Consider the following 21485-nt stretch of genomic DNA (forward strand, 5'->3'; position numbering starts at 1 on the left):
CTGGAAATCAGTGAAATGCCGTTCTATTTAAATCATGGAGGTGGCGCATGTATGCGGATATCAAAAACCTGGTCGTTTATCTTGTTTTTGCCGTTTCTGATTTGCTTTGTTTTGTTTTTGGTTGTTCCATTTGCGTACGGCCTGTACATCAGTTTTCATCAATGGTCTATTTTCGGCGGAAATGGAGGGTTTGTCGGCTTCGATAATTATGTTTCCATTTTGACGCCTGGAAATGTTTACAGCAATGCCTTTTATAACGGGCTAAAAAATACGCTGATTTTTGTGGCCATCAGTGTCATTCCACTGGTTGTCATCAGCCTGGCACTGGCTTTGGTGATCGACAGTATACCCGATAAGTTGAAAGTTTTTTACCGGACCATTTTCTTTATTTCCTATGCCGTGTCCGTGACCGCCGTCTCTGCTATTTTCAAATGGCTGTTTACCGGCAACGGCGGCTATGTAAACAATGTCATGAATACCTTCGGCCTCGGGGCATTAAACTGGCTGAACGACCAGCCGCTCGCCTGGATTGCTATCCTGATTGCGACTGTCTGGTGGACAATCGGCTTTAATATGATCCTGTTCATCAATGCATTGGACGAAGTGGACCGGAATTTATACGAAGCGGCCAGTCTAGACGGAGCCAATTGGTGGCAGCGTTTCAGCAATATCACATTTCCTTCCATTAAAGGGGTATTCGTTTTTTTAACCATCATTACCGTCATTGCTTCTTTCAATCTCTATGGCCAGACCTTGCTGATTACAGCAGGCGGCCCGTCGCAAAGCACGACTTCCTTGATTATGGTAATCCAGCAGATAGTGTTTAATCAGAACAACCTCGGGATGGCTTCGGCGATGTCCATGCTGATGGGGCTGGTGATGGTCTTGATTGTAGCCGCCCAGTATTTATACACATTGCGCAAAGATTAAGGAGGCAGGAATGATGAAAAAATCGATGAAAAAAAATGCATTCGTTCTAATCATCGCGACGTTGCTGGCCATCGTGTTTTTGCTGCCCTTGATATTCATGCTGTTTACATCGTTTAAGGCGTTAAGCGAAGCCATGTCCTCTTCTGCCTTATTGCCCAAAGAGTGGACACTGGAAAACTACGGCAGCATCTTCGGCATTGCAGCAGATGTGCCGGTCATCCGTTGGCTGCTGAATACCGGCATCGTGACGATTGCAGGTACTGTATTGGTCGTATTTGTCGATGTATTGGCCGCATATGCTTTGGCAAGATTGAATTTGCCCGGGAAAAAGTTTTTCTTCACCATGGTCGTAGCGGCATTAACGATTCCTGGCATCGTGACGCTGTTCCCGATGTTCTACATATTCCGGGAGTTAAATTTGATCAATACATTTGCGCCGCTCATTTTAATTTATTCCGCAAATACGATGGGCGTTTTTCTGGTTTACAGCTTCTTAAAAGGGTTCCCGAAAGACCTGGAGGAAGCGGCCGTCATTGACGGTGCTTCACTTTGGCAGATTCTTCGCTTTGTCATTTTCCCGGCCATCCGCCCAGTGGTGGCCACGCTTGCGGTTTTGACTTTCCTGACGATTTACAATGATTTTTTGTGGCCTTCTGTCGTGACAAGCGCCGACGAAATGAAAACCGTGACAGTGGGTGTTGCCAACCTGGTCCAAGGAGCCAACTTTGTTAACCCGGGACGCATGATGGCCGCAACTGTAGTGGCGACGTTGCCCGCATTGATTATTTTTGTAGCGGCCAACCGCTATTTTGTACGCAGTGTTATCAGTTCAGGAATTAAATAATGTTTTGGAATGCGGGCACCTGCCAATGGGTGCCCGCATTTTTGATGTGTCCGCAATCCAAAAGGCAAACTTCTAAACGCGGAGCCGGAAATTGGGTTATGATTAAGGCAAGGAACAATCAGGATAAAAGAAACAGCCGTTTAGGAGGAAATGCAGTTGAACAGTTTTATTGTCATGCAAGGAGAAACATATCAGGAAGAAAAAAGAATGGGGCTCTTATGGACGCCTCAGCACGATAAATCGGGAATGGTGCCGCATTCTTACCGGCGAATGGAAGAAATTAAAAAAGGGGACCGGATTTTCCATTATGTGAAGGGCTTTATCATCGCCATCAGTGTCGCAAAGGAAAATTGCCGGTCAGGCAGCAAGTCCAGATTGTTGAACACCTCGGCAGACGAAGACGAAAAAATCTTTGCTGTGTCTGCGGAATATCATGAGTTGGAGAATCCCTTGAACATGGGCACATACATAACCGAGCTGAACAGCATGCTGCCGGTAAAATATTCGGCGTTCCAGGAAGATGGGACCGGCAATCCGGGGTATCTGTATCCGTGCAACGAAGAGCTCGCGATTAAGTTGTTGGAAGGCATCAGCATGCTCAATGTCTATGCACCGGAAGAAGAGCAGCTGGAGCTTGTGATGGAAGTGGTCCGGACCACAGAGCACAACCCGCTCGTGTCGCTCATTGCCGAAACCATTTTGGAAGCGAAAACGAAAATGCAGCGCGGCGAACAGCAATTTGGGAAGCGTTTGTCCCGCCTTTGGAATAAATCATGTCCATTATGCGGAATGGATCTGGAGCCGGTTTTAAAAGCGACGTATGCCAAGCCATGGAAAGACAGTTCCGACCCGGAACGGCTGGACCCGTACAATGGAGTGCTCTTATGCAGCAACCACAACGCCATGTATTTGGCCGGCTTGATTTCGTTTAATGCCAATGGCAAATTGCAGATTGCGAAAAAAATCCCTGCAGAAAAATACGCCGATTACGGATTGAACGAAAAAGCGAAGATTCCGGTTTATCCGGAAAACGGCGTTTATTTTAAATGGCATAGAAAAAATCTGTTTGCCGATAAAAGAACCCGGTCCATCTCGTTGAAAAAAGAGCTGGTTTCTGCTGAAAACAAAACAAGTGAAAGAGAGCAGGGAGAATAATAATCAAAATTAATTGTCCATGCGGTGAAACCGGTATTTTTGGGGTATATAAGAATTACACAAAACCCTTAAAGAACGGAGAGCCTGCATGGACATTTTAATGACGATTTTGCTGCTGATTACGGCCTTGCTGATTTCAAATATTATTGGCCATTATACCCCCTTTATTCCCACAGCCTTAGTTCAAGTGGCGTTAGGTGTCCTCATCGTTTTCCTATTCGAAGACATTTCATTTGATATCGAAACCGAATGGTTTTTGCTTTTATTCATCGCACCTCTTTTATACAACGATGGCCGCCATTTTCCTAGGGAGGAATTATGGAGGATGAGAGGGCCAATTCTCGGCAATGCGGTACTGCTGGTGCTGATTACAACCGTTGCGGGCGGCTTTTTTATCCACTGGATGATCGATGAAATCCCCCTGGCTGCCGCATTCGCATTGGCAGCGATTTTGTCGCCGACGGACCCCGTAGCGGTCAACGGCATTGCCCAGCGCATCCACATACCCCAAAAAGTTTTAAATTTGGTGAGAGGAGAATCCCTGATAAATGACGCTTCGGGACTGGTAGCGTTTAACTATGCGGTTACAGCCGTGGTCACCGGCTATTTCTCTTTATCTGAAGCGGCGCTCGACTTTTCCTATAAATTTGCCGCGGGTGCAGTCCTGGGCCTGGTATTGGGATTCTTAGTCATCTGGATCCGCTACATCATCCGCCAGCAAGGCATTAACGATGTAACCTTTCTGTCGCTTCTTCACATCATGACACCTTTTCTGGTCTTTATCATCACCGAAGATTTGCTGCATGCGTCCGGCGTAATTGCGGTAGTTGTCGCGGGCATTGTCCATTCATTGGTGCGGGAACGGACAGAAACATTGGTGGCTGAAGAGCAGATGCTGGCTGAAAACATTTGGACCATCATTTTATTTGTATTGAATGGCATTGTCTTTCTTCTATTGGGGTTGAACATTCCTTCCTCCATGAGCGGGGTGCTGGAAAATCCCGCAATCAATATATGGGCATTAGTCGGCTACGTTTTTGCCATCGGTTTTGTCATTCTTGGCATCCGATTTATCTGGGGCTATTTGTTCTCGGTTTACGAATACCGTTTCGGCAAAATGGAAGACGCGGCCAAGCCGAGTTTAAAGACAACTTTATTTGTCAGCTTAACGGGCGTGCGGGGAACCGTTACAATGGTTGGGGTTTTGTCCATTCCGTTCTTGACGGAAAGCGGCGATGATTTTCCAAACCGGTCGCTCATTATTTTCTTGGCGGCGGGCACCATCTTGTTCACACTCATTGCAGCTACCATCCTGCTGCCAATGCTCAGCAGAGGCAAAATGGAAGAAGGCGAACAATCCGATTACCTCGAAACAGAAGAAGCAAGGCGCAGAATCTTGCTGGCTTCCATCAAGCAAATCAAATCAGAAATGACCGAAGAAAATGAAGTGGCCGCCTATGAATTGATGGATGAGTACAAGATTCGGCTGCAGCAGACGTTCAATGAAGATTCCATGATGGACAGTACGAAAAAATACCGGCGCAAACTGAAAGTACTGCGGCTCAAGGCGCTGGAAGAAGAAAGAAAATACATTGAAAACGTCCGGTCAAACGGCATGGATTCCGATGTGTACGAAGCCTTTCAAAAATCATTAAACCGGCGGGAAGAGGCCATCAAGCATAATCTTCGGTCGCTGAGCGTCCACCTTCGCGGAAAGTTGATCCGTGCCTGGCGGCGATTCAGGGGACAGTATTTAAAAGACGAAGAAACCCGTTTGGTCCAACTGCAAATCGGCAAAGAAATTCAGCTGGAAGCGCTGCTGGCTGCCCGTGATTTTTTAGAAGAAGTTGAAAAAACGCTTGACCACAAAGAACTTGCAGATGCAGTCATTTCTGATTACAACCAAATGATCAGCGGGCTGCAGCGGCCGGAATCCCAATTTAATGAACAATTCGAGCTTCAAAAAGAAGAATTGCGCATAATCGTCATGGATACAGGGCGAGCAGAAATTGCCCGCTTGTACACAGAAGGGGATATCACCCGTGAGCAGGCCCGGGAGCTCAGAAGATTTGTCAATTATATTGAAAGCATCACACTGATGGAGCGCGGGGATTAATATTCTAAATACCAAAAGGCTAAGCCAACTTCGTCAAGAAGCGGCTTAGCCTTTTTAAATAAAAATGACTTGTCTTTTATTCTGAATAATCAGATAATTATAACTGGAAATAAATACAGCTGCGGACGCTAGGAGGAGGAGTTATGGAAAAGCAAACCAACATCATCCGTTTAGCAAACGGCTATCATGTGTGGACCAGAAAAGTTGGAGAAAGTCCGATTAAAGTTCTTTTGCTTCACGGCGGGCCAGGATTGACGCATGAGTATTTGGAGAATTTTCAGGATTACCTGCTCCCGGAAGGAATCGAGCTTTATTTCTATGACCAGTTGGGTTCCTACTTTTCAGATCAGCCGGATGAACCCGAATTGTGGACAATTGAACGGTTTTGCGAGGAAGTGGAGGAAGTAAGAGTAGGGCTGGGTTTAGATGATTTTTACCTTTATGGCCATTCCTGGGGAGGCATGCTGGCGATTGATTATGCATTGAAATACGGAGAATATCTGAAAGGATTAATCATTTCTAGTACAACTGCAAGCATGGAGTCCTGGGACAAGCATTTGCTTGAACTCCGTAATTCGTTGCCTCCGGACGTAATAGAAAGAATGGATGTTTTAGAACAGCTTGAAAAAACGGATGCAAAGGAATACCTTGAGCTGTACTGGAATTACTTCGGGAAAAAATATATTTGCAGGACGGAAAGCATGCCGGAAGCAGTGGTGCGTTCGGAAGCGCGGATAAATGAACAAATCACGGAGCTCCTGCTGGGAACAGCCGCTTTTGAAGTCAACGGGCTATTGAGAGACTGGAACCGGTGGGATGTGCTTCGGAATATTGATATTCCTTCTTTAGTGATAACAGGAAGATTTGACACGATGAGGGCTACAGAGATAGAAGAAATGGCGAGGCTGCTTCCCATGTCCAGATCAGCAATTTGTGAAAACGGCAGCCATTTAACAATGTGGGATGAACCGGATATTTACTTCCGGCACCTTATCACTTTTTTAAAAGATGTAGAGGATGGGAGCTTCCTAACAGGATAATGTAGAAAGCCGGAATCAAAAGTGCTGTGAAGCGCAATTGATTCCGGCTTTAACTTTTTAAAAAATAAACCTATAACGCGATGCCAAATTCCTGTTCCAGCACTTTCTTTTTTTCTTCCGGCGACAAATCCGTCCGTTCTTTCTTGCCGTTTTGGGTCCGGGTCAGTTGATGATCGGATAAAGTGACGCGGCCCTCCGGTGTAGCTTTTGTAACCAGGTCGTCATGGGTAAAGGGTGAATCTTTGGAAACCTGATTGAAAACGCAGCCTTCGTGGAAATCAGCCAATTGCTTCTCTTCCAGGCTGAAACGGTAAAGCGTTCGTTCTTGGCCGCCATTTTCGCGTACCAAATCGTAAAATTCATCATCCACTTGATTGATGCTATATGTTCCGCTATGGTCAGTATGCCGTTCTCCGCCAAGCGGAATCGGACTGACTGTCGAATCGCCAAATCCGGCATCCACCAAGTAAGGCACATCAAGGTTGACCAAAATGGCGGCGTGCGTATCCGCCTTCGACCAAGTGCCGTCCGGTTTCTGGACAGTCGCAGAAATCATCTTGGCGTCAAATCCCAGCTCCTGGAGCAGCCAGTGAAACAGCCCGTTGATTTCATAGCAATAGCCGCCGCGTTTCTGGTTGACGATTTTCTCGTATATGTTTTCAAGGTTCAAATAGATGGGAACCTCGCGAATGACGTCCAAATTTTCAAAAGGTACATTTTGCATATGCAGCGACTGCAGACGCGCCAAATCCTGCAAATAGCATTCTTCGACCGGATAAGCGTTGAATCTTTTCAAATAAGCGATTGTATCCATACTCCATACCCATTCCTTTCTATCTTTGTCTGTCCTAATAGTAGCATGGCCAGAAACATTGAACACGGAATTTGAATTTGCCTGCTCCACAATATTTCACCTGCTTCTGGCCGATAAAAACCGCCCGCTTTTGTGAGGAGCGGGCGGTTTAAAGGAAATGAATAGAAGAAGACTAAAAAGCGCCGGATCCTCCGCCGGAATCGCCAACTCCACCATCAGCAAAAGTGGAGCCGCTTGCTTCTGCCATCGAATTGGAGCTGACTGCTATGAAAATACCTGTGAGAAGCAAGGTATTCAAGTAAAATCCGTCTTGATCCAGCTGATTTGCCCGGTTATCAGAAAGTGCCAGAACCGCAGAAGACTTGTTGATGGGAGTGGTTTCGCTTCCGAGTTTAAACGCGTAAACGCGCATCCACTCATCCTGCGATAACGGCTCCCAGTGTTCAGCCGGCATTTTTTTCAGGGTTTTGCCGAGGCGTTTCCATTGTGCTTTGATCCGTCGGCCTCGTGCTGTTAGCGGCATATAAAATACGGCAAAAAGGAGCGCAGCCATAGCGGCAAAACCAAAAAATGCCATCTCCATGTAGAGGGCAAAATTGCCGGTATAGAAAGCTAAAGCAGCGAATACGGTGCATAACCCGACAGAAAGCCAGCGAATTCCAGGTTGTTTTTCGTAAAGGTTTTTTTGCTTTATTTCTTGGGCAACTTGCTCATTCCAATCACCGAGGGAATCATGATAAGGGATATGGTTTGTTTTATTTTTTGTATAGCTTTCCACATCGCTTAATCGAAACTGTGTGCCATCACCGATCTGTTCGAACAGCAGTTTCATTAAAGTGGATTCGTGCTGCAGCTCGGTTTTTCGACTTACCAATTCGTACTGGTCTTCGCCTTGCTGCCGTACAAGCCCTTTGCGGACCAGTTCCACCAAGGCAGCGGCAAGTGCATTAGGGCCGAGGAACCGGGATTTTGTGAAATAGATAGCTGCCGGAATGCTCAGTTCGTCCGCGGGCACAAGCGCTTCAGTATCCCGGGCGTTGAAGTCTTGCATGCCGCGTCTTCTTTTCCAAAATGCTATGCCAAAAAGAGAAGCGAGAGTGAAAGCGACAACTGGAAGGGCTGTCGAACTGACGGTGTTTGCCGTCTGCTGATTTTTTTCGAATGCCGTTTGCTGGATAGCGAGGCGGCTCCGGTCGTTTATCAAATCGTTTTTTATTGTGCCTGGCATCAGAGCGGCGGCTGGGAAGAGCTCGGGAGCGTAGACCACCCGTATATCGCCGTTTGCGCCTGCCGGTACATCGCCAAGAGTGAAAGTTACACTGCCATCTTTAGCTAGTAAAGCCGTGCCATAAGCTTCCTTATAGCCAAGATACTCGACCTCTTGGGCAGCTGCGGGCGGGGAAACGGTGATGGACAGATCTTCGTAGGCTTTTGTGTTGCGGCCATCAAAAAACGGCCAGAAAAATTGTGCGCCGTCTTCATATTTTTCAACCGCATTCAATATGGTATACGATAGTTGGATGGTGATTTTCTCACTGCCGCCCGTTCGATGAATTTTATACAGGTCACGGTACTGTTCCACATTCAACTTTTTCGAGCCTTCGGAAGCGCTGAATCCGGTGATGGCGGTTCCGGCTTTCGGGTTGATTTGGCGGGTGATTCCGTTAAAATCGCCATCAAATTCATAGATGTAGCGTTCTGTAACGAAAGCATTGCCATCTCTGTCCAGCTTGGCTTGAATGGCTGCTTTGTTAATGTCAAAATCGACTGCAAAAACTTCGGCGGGCATCAGCAGCAGGAGCGTAAAGACTGAAAAAAATGCCAGCATTTTTCTTTCCATCTCAATCACCTCTTTGTCCGGGATGCGAAGCAAAAGAAAAAATATCAGCTATATGCCTTTCTTTAAAGCCGTATAAGAAAGATATTTTTGATAAATAACAAAATTTATTTTACAAAATTTAGAATTTTTCTTCCTTTGTATAATAATGTAGGTATTTCATCCCTTTAATATTGACAGAATTTTTAGTAATATAAAGGATATTAACTAAATTATAATCCTTTTAGGGCTTTTTTTGTTGTTTTAATTTACCCAAAATTTAATTTGTTCGATAAATTATCCTAATTGATCAACCGGCCGTGTATTGGTGATTTTCAATGGACAGCAATTGGGCACAGCAGCCAGGGGAAATACAAAACAAATCAACACTGTGGAAATGAGGGTTTCCGGCATGTTAATCCGATATAAAAAATCTTGTGAGAAAATAGCCATGGGTTTGCTTTCGTTTATGCCGTTGGAAAGGGATTTAAAGCAATTGAAACAGACCATGAAAGATTATGAAGAAAACCCGGCCTGCCAATTGTTCATGTGGAAAAAAGAGGACGCCTTTATTGGCTTGATCGGAATAGAACTGAACGGCACGGGCTATACCGTACGCCATATATCGGTTATGCCTTCTTATAGAGGAGAAGGGATTGGGCAAACCATGCTGGAAAAGATCCTAGAGCTGATGGAGCCTTTGGAAATGCATGCAACAGAAGAAACCCGCCCATTCATCGAAGTCTGCAAGGAAAAGAGCAAAAGCTTTCGATAGATGAAAGCTCTAAAGGAAGGGATGAACTAGATGCAGGTAGCTGAAACAGCAATGGAAAAGGTAAGCCTCCTATTGGATGCGGAAGTAGAAACGATTGATGGAAAACATACTGTAAAAAAGAGCCGCACGCTTTATATCTGCAATGAGAAACTTTGTTTTGCCTGTACATTGGAGTTGGATATTTCAATCAAACAATTGCGGCCAGACGGAAAGGCCGTCAATTTTGCAGAAATTCTCTTGCTCCCGGAAGAAGTTGAAGCGTTCACGTCGGCTTTAGTGGAAAATAACATTCCATTTCCGATTAAGTTTCGCCAATGGACAGTAGAAAATCCCCATATTGTTGCCGTAAATTTAGAAACGGTGGAACCCCCCGAACATTTTGCCGGCCGTTTGGCGGCGGCACTGCAGCTGGTGGAGCCAAAGGAAGAACTTTTGAATTTTAAAACTTCTTAATTCTTATACAAAAAGGCCGGAGTTTTCATCCGGCCTTTCTGCATGTTGTTTTTCGCAGCGCAAGCCGCTTCAAGCAGCAGTTGTCGTGCGGCTTTTTCGATTGCGGAATACCCGGCTATCCAAATATTGATGGAAAAACCATTCGCCGCCTCCGATAAACAATCCCGAAATAATCGCAGGTGTAATCACATCGGTGCCGCTGCCGACCAAGCCTTCGCCTATAAGCCAGATGACCAAGATGGCAACAGCCACATCGGCGATGGTGGCAATGGAGTTGCGGGTCGTCTGTTCCGAACGCTCCCCGCTTCTGCGGAAAATCAGCAAGTCACCCATCGCATAGGCGATTAGCGTCAGGGCCAAACTGATTAATAAGGTATCCGCGAATGAAACGTCGAAAAATCCGGTTAAAATGATTAACAATACAGCGGCGATCATGGCGAACTTAATGGCTAAGGCGATGAGATGCTTCATTTCAATCTCCTCCTTTTTTTATATTCACTCACCGTTTACCCACACGCGTGATAAATAAAGCCGCTTTTAATAAATTTTTTTGATATTTCTCGTTTAACAAAAAGGATAGGCCGTTTTTCATATTTTCGGCATAAATAAAGGAAAGTTAGGGTAATAAAAAGAAATAGAACGAGAAAATGAAAAGCAGGCTTATGATTGAGATGCAGAGTGGAGGACGATGGATATGGAAATCAAACAAATGAACAGAGGCATTGCAACCTCATTGTCGGCAATTGGAATAGCGCAGGCATTGAAAATATTTACCCACAAAAAAGTAACCGGGAAATGGGATTGGAAACAGGCGTTTACAACTGGCGGCATGCCGAGTTCCCACTCAGCCGGCGTATCCGCCCTTGCTTCGTATGTAGCAGCGAACAAAGGGACAGGCCATACCGAAACCGCGTTGGCCGTAGTGTTTGGAACGATCGTCATGTACGATGCTCAAGGAATCCGCCGCCACACCGGCGAAATCGCGCATCTTGTAAACGACTTGGAAGACAGTTTCGTTTCCTTGTCCGGCGATTTTCCAAGCCTTGAATTTGAAAAGCGGGAAAAAGAGCTGAAAGAAATTCTGGGCCATCAGCCGATTGAAGTACTCGGCGGTGCAGTTTTCGGCATCTTGTTCGGATTGATATCCGCACAGATTGAAAATGATGAGCGGCGCCGGAATCGGCGTGAAAACCGGAAAAATTCTTCTGAAGTTCAATTCAACTCGAACGAAGTATATATCCCAGCCAAAAGACGGGATATCAAAAATAGAAGATAAGCAAAAAGCGTGCCTGTCGCTCAGGCACGCTTTTTTATATTGCCGACAGCTGAAGCCAGCCGGACTTTATTCATCTTCCCAACGATCATATAAATCCCGAGCAGCATGATGAAAAAGAATACGGTCACATACCAGGGAAACTCGGTAATGGCTTCGCCGAATGCTGTATAAATGACAGCGGGCAAAATTAACCCCAGCATCGAGTAGTACATGTATTCTTTGCGGCTTTGGGTCATTTCCATCAAATACAACGATAGCAAATGGAAGTGCACAAAAGGCATGATGCGCAAAATCATCACTTGGCCGACGGAAATTTTCCGATTGGCAAACATTTTGTTTTTTAGTTCGGACATCTTCTCTTTGAACTTTGGGAACTTATTGACGAGAATATATGAAACCAGACTCATTAACGAAAGGCCAATAAAAGACAGGAGCGCCCCTTCAAAAAATCCGAAAAGTACGCCGCCAATGACACAAACCAAGACGACCGGCAAAAAAAGAAGCGGCCGCAATAAATGCAAAAGCACAAAAAGAAGAGGGGCAAACCATCCAAAGCCGGCAATGAAATTCTCCAATGTGTATTCGAATTGTTCCATTTTCTCTCTCCGCTCTTTAACTCTTCTTAATTCTGAAGAATAAGCCAGTAGCCCGGAAAAAGCAAGAAAAGGGCTTGCTTGCGTAGCGGTTTAGCAAAACCAAGGAAATATAGCGAGCAGCTGTAATTAGCCCCGACTGCCGTTTAGTCGACTTTTTTTATCCAGACCATATGCGGGTTCCCCTGTCCCCAGTAATCTTCCAAAAGCCGGTTCGGCTGGCCTAACTTTGCGAGCCAGTACTGCTGGGAACTCGTAAAGCCGGCATCCAAATAAAACTTCTGTTTCCCAATCGCTTTCAGTTCCCGACAGGCTTGTTGGAATAAAAAGCGGCCGATTCCGGACCGCTGATGCGCCGGATGCACATACACACAGGCAATCTCCATGGCTCCGGGCTCCACTTGGACCATCGTGTTCAACATATGGCCGGGCGTCTGCAGCGCAATGGTTCCCAGTAGTTCATTCTCTTTTTCGGCAACAAAGAACCGGTTTGCCTGGTCCGCTAAACTTTTTCGCGCGGTTTTATTCAGTCTGGCAACTTCTTCTGCCCATAAATCCCCATCGCCGTCAAATCCTTCGCGCTTCAGCAAATCCTTCAAGCACTCCTGAAACAGCGCATCCACTTTTTCCAAGTCACCATCCAAAATGGTTCTGAACTTCATAAAACCCCTCTTTTCTATTGGAATTGCCGAGCTGAATTTCAGCCGGTTTGGCAACATTTCGTTGCCTATGAAAGTCAGCCGAAAACGCCGTATTTGCCAAGCGCCAGCAAGCATGAAAATCGAATGAAAACCTATTTTATGGTAAAATTAAAGGGTAACTAAGCAAGAAAGGGACGTGTTGCCATTTGGAAAAAAGTGCACAAAAGGGCGCACCTCTAACAAAAGCGCCACTTGCAAATTCACAGCAACAGAAAAATTTATTCCACATTAATCATATTGTCATTTTAGGTGATTCGGTCGCTTATGGCTATGGCACGAAGGGCGGCATTTCCAAATATTTAAAAGAAAGCTTCCTGCACAGCAAAGTCACCAATCTCGGCATCAATGGTTTAACGAGCAATGGCATGGTTGAACGGCTGCGCTCCGGTGTATGGGACAAGGTGATTGCATCTGCCGATTTGGTGTTGATCAACATCGGGGGCAACGACTTGCTTCATGGATTCAGGGGACAGGGAGCAAAAGGCCTCGTCCGCCAGTTTTCAGTAATAAAGCGGACATTCCGCCAAAACTTGCTCGAAACATACCGCCATCTGCGTGAACTGAATGAAAACATGATTATTGTGCAGAACAATTTGTACAATTCCATGAAAAAGGAAGTTCAATATTTTGGATTTACGGACTTGCTTTTGCGATTGTGGAACTCGGCTATCGGAGAAAAAGGCGTTATCGTATCCAAAACAGATTTGATGGGCAAAAACCCCGAGATTTGGCTGGATTCCATTCATCCGAACGATGAAGGCTATAAATTGATGCACGAACTGTTGATGAAGACTTTATCGTCGACAGGGTTTGTATATCATCCAACTGAAAACAACCAGCATTCTTAAAGGCTCATCCGCTTGTTCATCCTGATGGAAACTACGCGTTTCATTCTTAATTATTATCATGGTTTGGACTACCCGGCTGCGAATAACGCAGCCGGGTTTTTCTTTTTTGGTAAATAGATGAAAGCCTTCAATAGATTGACTATTTAAAATCTTGCTTATACAATTAAAAAAGGCTTTTTTGGAATAAAGCTGAAAAAGTGAAAGGAGCCAGAAACTAACGGAAGTACAGGAGAGCAATTAAGAAATCTGGAAAAGGGGTGCGCATTCGCAATGATAACTTTTTTTGTTTCGATTATTTTATTGGTCATAGCTTATTTTACATACGGTAAATTCATTGAAAAGATGTTCGATCCGGCGGAAACAAGAAAAACACCGGCTTATGCCAACCACGACGGCGTCGATTTCGTCCCGATGAACAAGCACAAAAACGCATTGATCCAATTGTTGAATATTGCGGGAACCGGACCGATTTTCGGGCCGATCATGGGGGCTTTGTACGGTCCGGTCGCATTTTTATGGATCGTGATCGGCTCCATATTTGCTGGAGCGGTCCATGACTATTTGACGGGCATGATTTCCATCCGCAACAAAGGTGCCCATATTCCGGAACTTGCCGGCAAGTTTTTAGGAGCGGCGTCAAGGCATATTGTAAACGTATTTGCGTTGCTGCTTTTGCTGTTGGTGGGTACCGTATTTGTTACAACACCTGCTTCTTTATTAGCCATTTTGCTGGACGGCAAAGTGGCGTTGGGCATCATTATCGCGGTCATTTTTGTTTATTATTTCTTATCGACCATTTTGCCGATCGACAAAATCATTGGCAGAATGTATCCGTATTTCGGAGCGATTCTGCTGGTTGGGACTCTTGGAGTGGGGATTGCACTCGTATTCTCGGACTATACGATCCCAGAATTGAACTTGACGAATATGCACCCGGCTGATTTGCCGATCTTCCCGATGCTGTTCTTTACGATCACGTGCGGGGCTTTATCCGGGTTCCATGCGACCCAGTCGCCGATCATTTCCAGAACGGTGCAAAAAGAATCGCAGGGGCGTTATATCTTCTACGGCATGATGATTGCGGAAGCGATTATTGCGATGATCTGGGCTGCGGCTTCCATGAGTATCTTCGATGGCCAGACGCTGAGCGGCATCATCAATTCGGGTACACCGTCCGCAGTGGTCAACGAAGTGTCGATGACCTTATTGGGCGCAGTAGGCGGCACCATCGCCGTTCTTGGTGCCATCGTCTTGCCGATCACTTCAGGAGATACGGCATTCCGTGCAGCACGTTCAATTATTGCCGACTACATCAAGCTTGATCAGCAGAAAATCATGAAACGGTTGGTCATTGCGATTCCGCTGTTTGCCGTTTCGGTCCTCTTGACGCAAATTGATTTCAATTTGCTGTGGAGATATTTCTCGTGGGCAAACCAGGCAACTGCTGCCATCGCCTTATGGATCGGTACGATGTACTTGTACATCCAAGGCAAATATTATTTGGTTTCCATGGCGCCGGCGATCTTTATTACGTACATGGTGTTCGTCTACATTTTGAACCAGAAAATCGGGTTCAATCTTGACTTGAACATTTCATTCATCATCGGATTCGTTTTGACCATCATCATAGTTGCGATGTTCTATGCGAAAGCCAGAAAGAACCGGGAAGAAGACGTGGAGACTGCCGTAGCAGTCGATTAAAGAAACGGTTAATAGTTTACGTAGATGGAAGCGGGCTCTTTGAGTCCGCTTTTTCTATTGTCCAATTAGATTAAAACTAGCTCTGCGTCAAAGAGGAAAAGTGAAAAATATTATTTTAATATCAAATTCCATTGAACTATTCAGACAATTATGTATAATTAACTCTATTGGACGCAGTGAAAAGACGGATTATTTTAAATTTTAATTCTTTTGAGTGCTGCAAAACGTTATACATAAGGAGCGATTAATCATGACTGAACAGAACATCACCGTTGTCATCGAAGCTTTGAAAGCTGCGTTGACCGAAGAACAGGTTACGATCAATGAAACCGTGAGAGAACTGCATGGCAGAGACGAATCGTACCACGCCCTGCAATTGCCGGATATCGTTGTTTTTCCTGAAACAGCCGAACAAGTCAGCGCCATTATGAAAATCTCGAACCAATTTCACATTCCGGTGATACCATTTGGCCTTGGATCAAGTCTTGAAGGGCATGTCATCCCGACCGAAGGCGGAATCACCATCGATTTTTCCTTGATGAACAAAGTGCTCGAGATCATGGGAAATGATTTTCTGGTGAAAGTGCAGCCGGGAGTCACACGCCTGCAGCTAAACAAGGAATTGAAAAAATACGGGCTGTTCTTCAGTGTAGACCCGGGAGCGGATGCGACAATCGGCGGGATGGTCGCTACAAATGCGAGCGGCACAACATCTGTCAAATACGGCGTGATGCGCGACCAGATCCGTGACTTGGAAGTCGTGCTGGCAGACGGCATGGTGATCCATACCGGAAACTTGGCAGCTAAGTCGTCGTCCGGCCTTCATTTGAACGGCCTGTTTACCGGTTCCGAAGGGACTCTCGGCTGCTTTACCGAAATTACGCTGCGCGTCTACGGCATACCGGAGCACGTTTCCGCAGCACGGGCATGCTTTCCATCCGTCAATGATGCAGTGGAAGCGGTGGTGTCGATTTTACAGGCTGGCATACCGGTAGCGCGTGTCGAGCTTGTGGATGAACCGTCGATTCGCCAAGCGAACCTTTACAGTGAAACCGACTACCAAGAAAAACCGACGCTGTTTTTGGAATTCCACGGCAACGAAGCAGGACTGAAGCAAGACGTGGAGTTCATGAAAGACATTGTAGAAGGGCATGGCTGCTCGGAAATCCAGTTTGAGACCGATACCGCGAGCCGTAATAAACTGTGGGAAGCGCGCCATAATCTGGCATACGCATTCATTCATGGCTACCCCGGCAAGAAAATGATGGTAACGGATGTCTGCCTGCCGATTTCAGAACTGGCTGGGGCAGTGGCTCACGCACGTGAGCACTTGGAAAACTTAGGCCTGATTGGCGGAATTGTCGGCCATGTCGGCGACGGCAACTTCCATGTGCTGCTGATGATGGATTTGAATAATCCGGAAGAAACAGCCAAAGCGGCTGATTTCAACGAACGCATCGTATTGTATGCGCTCGAGCGCGGCGGCACTTGCACCGGTGAACACGGAGTGGGCATCGGCAAACAGAAATACCAGCGGCAGGAACACGGGGATGCGCTATTAGTAATGGAAAAAATCAAGCAGGCGCTGGATCCTCACAATCTCCTGAATCCAAATAAAAACGTCAAAGCAGCCGAGAAGGGAGTTCATCTATGAAGTTTCTTGAATCGTTAAGTACATTTGCCGGCAAATATTTTGCCGTTTGGGTCATTGCCATTGCGGTCATCGCCTTTTTGATTCCCGAACCGTTTCTCGGATTTGGCAGCTATATCACGATCTTACTGGGGATTGTCATGTTTGGCATGGGGCTGACCTTAAAGCCGGTCGATTTCAAAATCGTCCTGATGCGGCCAATGCCGGTCATCATCGGGGTGGCGGCCCAGTTTATCATCATGCCGCTGGTCGCTTTTGCGATTGCTTATCTCCTGAAACTGCCGCCTGAGCTGGCAGCCGGCCTGGTCCTGTTGGGCTGTGTTCCCGGGGGGACAGCTTCAAATGTAATGGTGTACTTGGCAAAAGGGAATTTGGCGCTGTCCGTTGCGATGACGTCGCTCTCGACTTTGCTGGCGCCTGTCATGACGCCGCTCCTTTTATTGCTTTTAGCCGGGCAATGGCTTCCGGTGGATCCGGTATCGATGTTCCTGTCGATTGTCCAAGTAATCATCATTCCGATCGCTTTGGGGCTGCTTGTCCAAAAAGTGCTGCCAAAAGTCGTCGAAAAAAGTGTCACCGTTGTCCCGTTGATTTCCGTACTGGCGATTTTGATCATCGTCTCGGCCGTTACGGCAGCCAATGCGGCCAATGTCGTCAGTGCCGGTTTTATCGTTTTCGTAGCCGTGTTCCTGCATAATGGTTTTGGTTTGTTGTTGGGTTATCTGACTGCCAAAGCGATGGGCTTGAATGAAAATGACAGAAGAGCGATATCAATCGAAGTCGGAATGCAGAATTCAGGCCTTGGCGTAGCGCTTGCCACTGCTCACTTCAGCCCGCTTGCGGCGCTGCCAAGTGTGTGGGGGGCGATTTGGCACAATATTTCCGGTCCGATTTTGGCCACCATTTGGTCGAAAAAACCGGCGGATTTAGAACAGACGGACGCTTTGCCCGCCGCAGAAAAAGTACCGGCGAGAGCGAAGCTTGAAAAATACTAATGGTTTTTAAAAGCCTGTCGGCCGAAAAACGGCCGACAGGCTTTTTTATTTTCTCATGATGGTTTCGATCCGTTCCTTGCCGCCTACTTTCTTTGTCGAAAATGAAATCCTATCTCCTTCCTGGAGCACGTTGAAATCTCCGGTAGCGTCTTCCGCTAATTCATAGCTTTTCTCTTTGCCGTCTATTTCAATTGTAAGAGCATCTTGTGAGCCGTTGGCGAACCCTTTAAAAATCCCCTCACTTTGAGTCGTCACGTCGATGCCGGAGGCAGGGTCAACGCGCTCGGTTTCCTGCACCATTTCATTTTCGGGGCGTTCGATGCAAGCAGCAAGGCCGAATACCAAGAAACATGCACTGCCCAACTTCAGCCATTTTTTCATCGCTTTACCGCCTCCTTAGTGGAATAGAAAAACAGTTAATTCTGCTTGTCTAATAGTTACGAATCATTCTCTTTCCACGCTTTTCCATACTTCCGGAAGAAGTCCGCTGATTTCATGGGCAAGCAGCGTATGGATTGAACGGGTTTCTGCCCATGTGTCGGCACAGGCACCATGCAAAAACACTGCATTCAAAACCGCATGCTTCCAATCCTCATGGCAGCAAAGCATGCCAAGCAGCATCCCGGTCAACGTATCGCCGGTTCCGCCTTTGGCAAGTGCGGCATTGCCGGTAGGATTGGTCCAAGTGTCTCCGTCTGGAAAAGCGATGACGGTGTTGTCTCCTTTTAAAACGATGGCAACCCCTAGCTTTTCTGCGAACTTCGCTGCGTAGAAGCTTCGTTTCGGCAGAAGCTCTTGCAGGTCCACTCCCGTTATCCGGCTGAATTCTCCGGGATGAGGAGTTAAAATGACGGGCGCAGGGCGCTCCGTGTAATTTCGCTGCGATAATGCACCGGCATCCAAAATTAAAGGGGAATGGCTATCAAGGATGTTTTCGATGGCTTGTTCTGTCAGCCGGTCAGGCAGGATGCCGGGGCCAATCGCAACAGCCCGGTAAGGAGATAAATCCACTAGGCCGTCTGCGATTTTCTGGAGCCCGCTGCGGACATAGGTCGCTTCCGGCAAGGAAGACACCATCAGCGAAATCACTTCCGGTTCGGTGGCGATTTCAAGCTTGCCGATGCCGGATCGCATCGCGCCGAGCCCGGATAAAATGGCCGCTCCAGGCATGTCGCGGCTGCCAGCCACCAGCAAGCCGGTCCCGAATGTGCCTTTATGGCTGGCTTGTTCTCTTTTGGGAAGGGTTTCTTTAACGTGCTTGATCGTCCACATGGATTCTGTTTGATGGGTATGCGCCATTCGAATCAACTCCAGCCAAAAATATTTTAAAGGAATGCAAAAATGCGTTTCGCTATTTGCATACCCGCTTCCTTCCAGAATCTAACGGTTTAGCTGATTCGTCTGCTTGCAGGATTAACTTCTCGGGCGACAGGGAATTATCTAAGCAATTGCTAAATAGAAAGGATGATGGAAATGGCACAAGCGCTGTTATGGGGGGCAGTGGCAGGAGGAGCGAATTTGCTCGGCGCATTGATCGTGATGGCGTTTAACTTGCCGCAAAAACTGATTGGCTACATTATGGCGCTTGGTACCGGAGCGTTGATCGGGGCGGTGGCTTTTGAGCTGCTCGATGAAGCGATGGAAATCAGCGGATTGACTCAGATCGCATTAGGCTTTCTCGGGGGAGCTCTTATTTTCACGATACTCGATATTCTCGTAACCCGTAAAGGCGGAATGCACCGGAAGCGGTCCGGCCACGGAAGTGATGCGCCGAGCAATTCAGAAGCAGGAGCCGGAATGGCAATTTTTATCGGAACCATCATGGATGCGATTCCAGAGACGGCGATGATCGGCCTTGGAATCGCACAAGGCGGGGGCGTCGGCTACGCGCTCGTCGCTGCCGTCTTCATCAGCAATCTGCCGGAAGGCATTTCCAGTACGACCGGTTTGCAAAAAGGCGGCTACCATAAAAAGAAAGTGCTGTGGATGTGGGTGTTTGTGCTGGTTGCTTCCGCGCTTAGTTCACTCGCCGGCTATACGTTCCTGGAGAACGCCACAGAAGATGTCCAGGCGATACTCAGTGCGTTTGCCGCAGGCGGCATCATCGCTATGGTGGCCTCGACCATGATGCCGGAAGCCCACGAAAAAGGCGGCCCGATCGCCGGTTTTATTACAGCGGCCGGCATCTTTATCACATTGCTGCTGCAGCAGATTTAAGGGAAAGCCTTTAAGAAGAGATTCTTGAAGGCTTTTTATCATTTTGCCCATTCTGGATTAGGTATCTAAATCCGGGATTAAATGTTAGAATATTCAATATTATGATGGTGGAAAAAATAAAGGGGGATGTTTCATGTACAAGCAGCTGAACGAACGGATTTTCATTATCGATGGAATGGATCTCGGGTTAGAGGAGCGCACCGGCACCTATGTGATCAGGGAAGAAGAATTGACGCTGATCGACACGAGCGCCAGCCCATCCGTGCCGTATATTAAGAAGGGGCTCGAAAAACTCGGATATCAACTCGACCAGGTCAAATACATAATTGTCACCCACATCCACCTGGACCATGCCGGAGGAGCCGGGCTTTTGCTAAAGGACTGCCCGAACGCCAAAATTGTGGTCCATCCGAAAGGGGCTCGCCATCTGGCAGAACCGGAGCGTTTGATTGCCGGAGCAAAGCAAGTGTACGGCGATAAATTCGATAAATTATTCGATCCGATCGTGCCGATTCCGAAAGAGCGGCTGCTCGTAATAGGCGAAGGCGCACAATTGAAAATCGGTCCGTCCTGTACGCTGGAATTTTGGGATACCCCGGGGCATGCCAACCATCATTTCGGAATAGTGGATACGAAAAGCAACGGCATTTTTGCAGGCGATACAGTCGGCATCCGGTACGAACAGCTGGCAAAAGAAGGAATCGATTTCTTTTTGCCGTCCACTTCACCCAACCAGTTTGACCCGGAAGCGATGAAACACGCCATCTCGCGGATGCAGTCCCAGCATTTCAGCGCCATTTACTACGGCCATTTCGGCATGACGGAAAAAACGGAAATGGCACTCCGCCAAGTATCGGAGTGGCTGGATATTTTCATGGCGGAAGCAGAAAAAACATTCGCAGAAGGTTTCGGGCCGGATGAACTTGCAGCGCGCTTGCAAAAGCGCATCCAGAAGCACCTCCAGGGCCTCGGCGTAGGGGAAGATCATGAAGTCTACCAAATCATTCAACTTGATTTGGAAGTCAGCGCCATGGGAATGGCGGACTATTTTTTAAAACGGCAAAAGGCGGCCGCGTCCAGTGAAATCCAGTGAATCTTCAGGGTTCAAGTTCTGGTTTTCGGGTATTGATATAGAAAATTGAATTTCCGGGGAGGAAAAATACAGATGGCCAATGTCAACAGCGAAAAGTTTTTCAAGGAAATGAACGTAGCGTTTGTAATCGGGGATTTGGATTTTATCGAAAAACATATCGCAGACGATGTGGTATGGAAAATGGAAGGCGAAGAAACGATCGAAGGGAAACAGCAGTTTCTTGACTATGTCGGCAGCATGGACAGCGACCATGATGTGAAAGTCACCATCGACCATGTCCGGTCAGACGGATTGCAGGCAACCGTTACCGGAAAAATGACCATTGATGACAAAAAAGGCTTAGTGAAATCTTACTCCTACCAAGACATTTACGAAATGGACCGGGAAGAAGCGGGTAAAATTGTCAGCTTGACTTCTACTACTCAGGAAGAAAGTTGAATCGGCAACAGAGAAGACTTCGGTCTTCT

At 46.9% G+C, this 21485-nt stretch carries 22 protein-coding genes; 15 read left to right on the plus strand and 7 right to left on the minus strand.

The window, feature by feature from the left end; genetic code table 11:
• Nucleotides 1–51: 51 nt before the first annotated feature.
• The 5 genes from BLQ32_RS11210 (at nucleotide 52) to BLQ32_RS11230 (ending at nucleotide 6085) form a co-directional block, all read left to right on the plus strand.
• On the plus strand, nucleotides 52–930 hold the full coding sequence (locus BLQ32_RS11210; RefSeq protein WP_074510372.1) for a carbohydrate ABC transporter permease: 879 nt from the start codon (nucleotides 52–54) through the stop codon (nucleotides 928–930).
• Between the two features lie 13 nt (nucleotides 931–943).
• Nucleotides 944–1774, plus strand: a complete 831-nt coding sequence (locus BLQ32_RS11215; RefSeq protein WP_053166851.1) for a carbohydrate ABC transporter permease — start codon at nucleotides 944–946, stop codon at nucleotides 1772–1774.
• A gap of 156 nt (nucleotides 1775–1930) precedes the next feature.
• Nucleotides 1931–2929 (plus strand): HNH endonuclease, encoded by a 999-nt coding sequence (locus tag BLQ32_RS11220; protein WP_074510373.1) that lies wholly within the window; start codon nucleotides 1931–1933, stop codon nucleotides 2927–2929.
• A gap of 88 nt (nucleotides 2930–3017) precedes the next feature.
• Nucleotides 3018–5045, plus strand: a complete 2028-nt coding sequence (locus BLQ32_RS11225) for a Na+/H+ antiporter (RefSeq protein ID WP_074510374.1) — start codon at nucleotides 3018–3020, stop codon at nucleotides 5043–5045.
• 143 nt (nucleotides 5046–5188) lie between these two features.
• Complete coding sequence (locus BLQ32_RS11230; RefSeq protein ID WP_074510375.1) at nucleotides 5189–6085, plus strand: proline iminopeptidase-family hydrolase; 897 nt, start codon at nucleotides 5189–5191, stop codon at nucleotides 6083–6085.
• Between the two features lie 70 nt (nucleotides 6086–6155).
• Here the strand turns inward: BLQ32_RS11230 and BLQ32_RS11235 are convergent, their stop codons facing one another.
• Nucleotides 6156–6899: an arylamine N-acetyltransferase family protein gene (locus BLQ32_RS11235; RefSeq protein WP_074510376.1), complete on the minus strand. Its 744-nt coding sequence runs from the start codon at nucleotides 6897–6899 to the stop codon at nucleotides 6156–6158.
• A 172-nt stretch (nucleotides 6900–7071) separates the two neighbouring features.
• Entirely contained in the window at nucleotides 7072–8739 is a 1668-nt protein-coding gene (locus tag BLQ32_RS11240) for a DUF2207 domain-containing protein (RefSeq protein WP_074510377.1), read from the minus strand.
• A gap of 388 nt (nucleotides 8740–9127) precedes the next feature.
• Here BLQ32_RS11240 and BLQ32_RS11245 point away from each other — a divergent pair, with 388 nt between their 5' ends.
• Nucleotides 9128–9490: a GNAT family N-acetyltransferase gene (locus BLQ32_RS11245; protein ID WP_074510378.1), complete on the plus strand. Its 363-nt coding sequence runs from the start codon at nucleotides 9128–9130 to the stop codon at nucleotides 9488–9490.
• 30 nt (nucleotides 9491–9520) lie between these two features.
• Nucleotides 9521–9943, plus strand: a complete 423-nt coding sequence (locus BLQ32_RS11250; RefSeq protein ID WP_074510379.1) for a DUF1259 domain-containing protein — start codon at nucleotides 9521–9523, stop codon at nucleotides 9941–9943.
• Between the two features lie 69 nt (nucleotides 9944–10012).
• Here BLQ32_RS11250 and BLQ32_RS11255 read toward each other — a convergent pair whose 3' ends face one another.
• Nucleotides 10013–10414 (minus strand): DUF2512 family protein, encoded by a 402-nt coding sequence (locus BLQ32_RS11255; protein ID WP_036804662.1) that lies wholly within the window; start codon nucleotides 10412–10414, stop codon nucleotides 10013–10015.
• Nucleotides 10415–10643: 229 nt separating this feature from the next.
• On the opposite strand from BLQ32_RS11255, the gene BLQ32_RS11260 reads away from it, so the two are divergent.
• Nucleotides 10644–11219 (plus strand): divergent PAP2 family protein, encoded by a 576-nt coding sequence (locus tag BLQ32_RS11260; RefSeq protein WP_074510440.1) that lies wholly within the window; start codon nucleotides 10644–10646, stop codon nucleotides 11217–11219.
• Nucleotides 11220–11239: 20 nt separating this feature from the next.
• On the opposite strand, the gene BLQ32_RS11265 is transcribed toward BLQ32_RS11260, so the two are convergent.
• On the minus strand, nucleotides 11240–11815 hold the full coding sequence (locus tag BLQ32_RS11265) for a TVP38/TMEM64 family protein (RefSeq protein ID WP_053166846.1): 576 nt from the start codon (nucleotides 11813–11815) through the stop codon (nucleotides 11240–11242).
• Nucleotides 11816–11958: 143 nt separating this feature from the next.
• Entirely contained in the window at nucleotides 11959–12474 is a 516-nt protein-coding gene (locus BLQ32_RS11270; RefSeq protein ID WP_074510380.1) for a GNAT family N-acetyltransferase, read from the minus strand.
• Nucleotides 12475–12659: 185 nt separating this feature from the next.
• On the opposite strand from BLQ32_RS11270, the gene BLQ32_RS11275 reads away from it, so the two are divergent.
• From BLQ32_RS11275 to BLQ32_RS11290, 4 genes are all read left to right on the plus strand, one after another.
• Nucleotides 12660–13361, plus strand: coding sequence for a GDSL-type esterase/lipase family protein (locus BLQ32_RS11275; RefSeq protein ID WP_074510381.1), 702 nt, complete (start codon nucleotides 12660–12662; stop codon nucleotides 13359–13361).
• A gap of 270 nt (nucleotides 13362–13631) precedes the next feature.
• Nucleotides 13632–15062, plus strand: coding sequence for a carbon starvation CstA family protein (locus BLQ32_RS11280; RefSeq protein WP_074510382.1), 1431 nt, complete (start codon nucleotides 13632–13634; stop codon nucleotides 15060–15062).
• 250 nt (nucleotides 15063–15312) lie between these two features.
• Nucleotides 15313–16716 carry an FAD-binding oxidoreductase gene (locus BLQ32_RS11285; protein ID WP_074510383.1) on the plus strand — a complete coding sequence of 468 codons (1404 nt, stop codon included), beginning with the start codon at nucleotides 15313–15315 and terminating at the stop codon, nucleotides 16714–16716.
• Nucleotides 16713–17708, plus strand: a complete 996-nt coding sequence (locus tag BLQ32_RS11290; protein ID WP_074510384.1) for a bile acid:sodium symporter family protein — start codon at nucleotides 16713–16715, stop codon at nucleotides 17706–17708. The genes BLQ32_RS11285 and BLQ32_RS11290 overlap by 4 nt, the downstream gene beginning before the upstream one ends.
• A 45-nt stretch (nucleotides 17709–17753) precedes the next feature.
• Here the strand turns inward: BLQ32_RS11290 and BLQ32_RS11295 are convergent, their stop codons facing one another.
• Together BLQ32_RS11295 and BLQ32_RS11300 are read right to left on the minus strand one after the other, a co-directional pair.
• On the minus strand, nucleotides 17754–18089 hold the full coding sequence (locus tag BLQ32_RS11295; protein ID WP_074510385.1) for a hypothetical protein: 336 nt from the start codon (nucleotides 18087–18089) through the stop codon (nucleotides 17754–17756).
• Nucleotides 18090–18152: 63 nt separating this feature from the next.
• Nucleotides 18153–19007 (minus strand): NAD(P)H-hydrate dehydratase, encoded by an 855-nt coding sequence (locus BLQ32_RS11300; RefSeq protein ID WP_074510386.1) that lies wholly within the window; start codon nucleotides 19005–19007, stop codon nucleotides 18153–18155.
• Nucleotides 19008–19181: 174 nt separating this feature from the next.
• On the opposite strand from BLQ32_RS11300, the gene BLQ32_RS11305 reads away from it, so the two are divergent.
• The 3 genes from BLQ32_RS11305 to BLQ32_RS11315 all read left to right on the plus strand — a co-directional run bounded on the left by BLQ32_RS11305 (nucleotide 19182) and on the right by BLQ32_RS11315 (nucleotide 21456).
• Nucleotides 19182–19925 (plus strand): ZIP family metal transporter, encoded by a 744-nt coding sequence (locus BLQ32_RS11305; protein ID WP_036804683.1) that lies wholly within the window; start codon nucleotides 19182–19184, stop codon nucleotides 19923–19925.
• A gap of 133 nt (nucleotides 19926–20058) precedes the next feature.
• Complete coding sequence (locus BLQ32_RS11310) at nucleotides 20059–21018, plus strand: MBL fold metallo-hydrolase (RefSeq protein ID WP_074510387.1); 960 nt, start codon at nucleotides 20059–20061, stop codon at nucleotides 21016–21018.
• A gap of 72 nt (nucleotides 21019–21090) precedes the next feature.
• Complete coding sequence (locus BLQ32_RS11315; RefSeq protein ID WP_053166838.1) at nucleotides 21091–21456, plus strand: nuclear transport factor 2 family protein; 366 nt, start codon at nucleotides 21091–21093, stop codon at nucleotides 21454–21456.
• Nucleotides 21457–21485: the final 29 nt, after the last annotated feature.

Origin of the sequence: Planococcus glaciei, from assembly GCF_900099655.1 — a bacterium.
Taxonomy (GTDB): Bacteria; Bacillota; Bacilli; order Bacillales_A; family Planococcaceae; genus Planococcus; species Planococcus glaciei.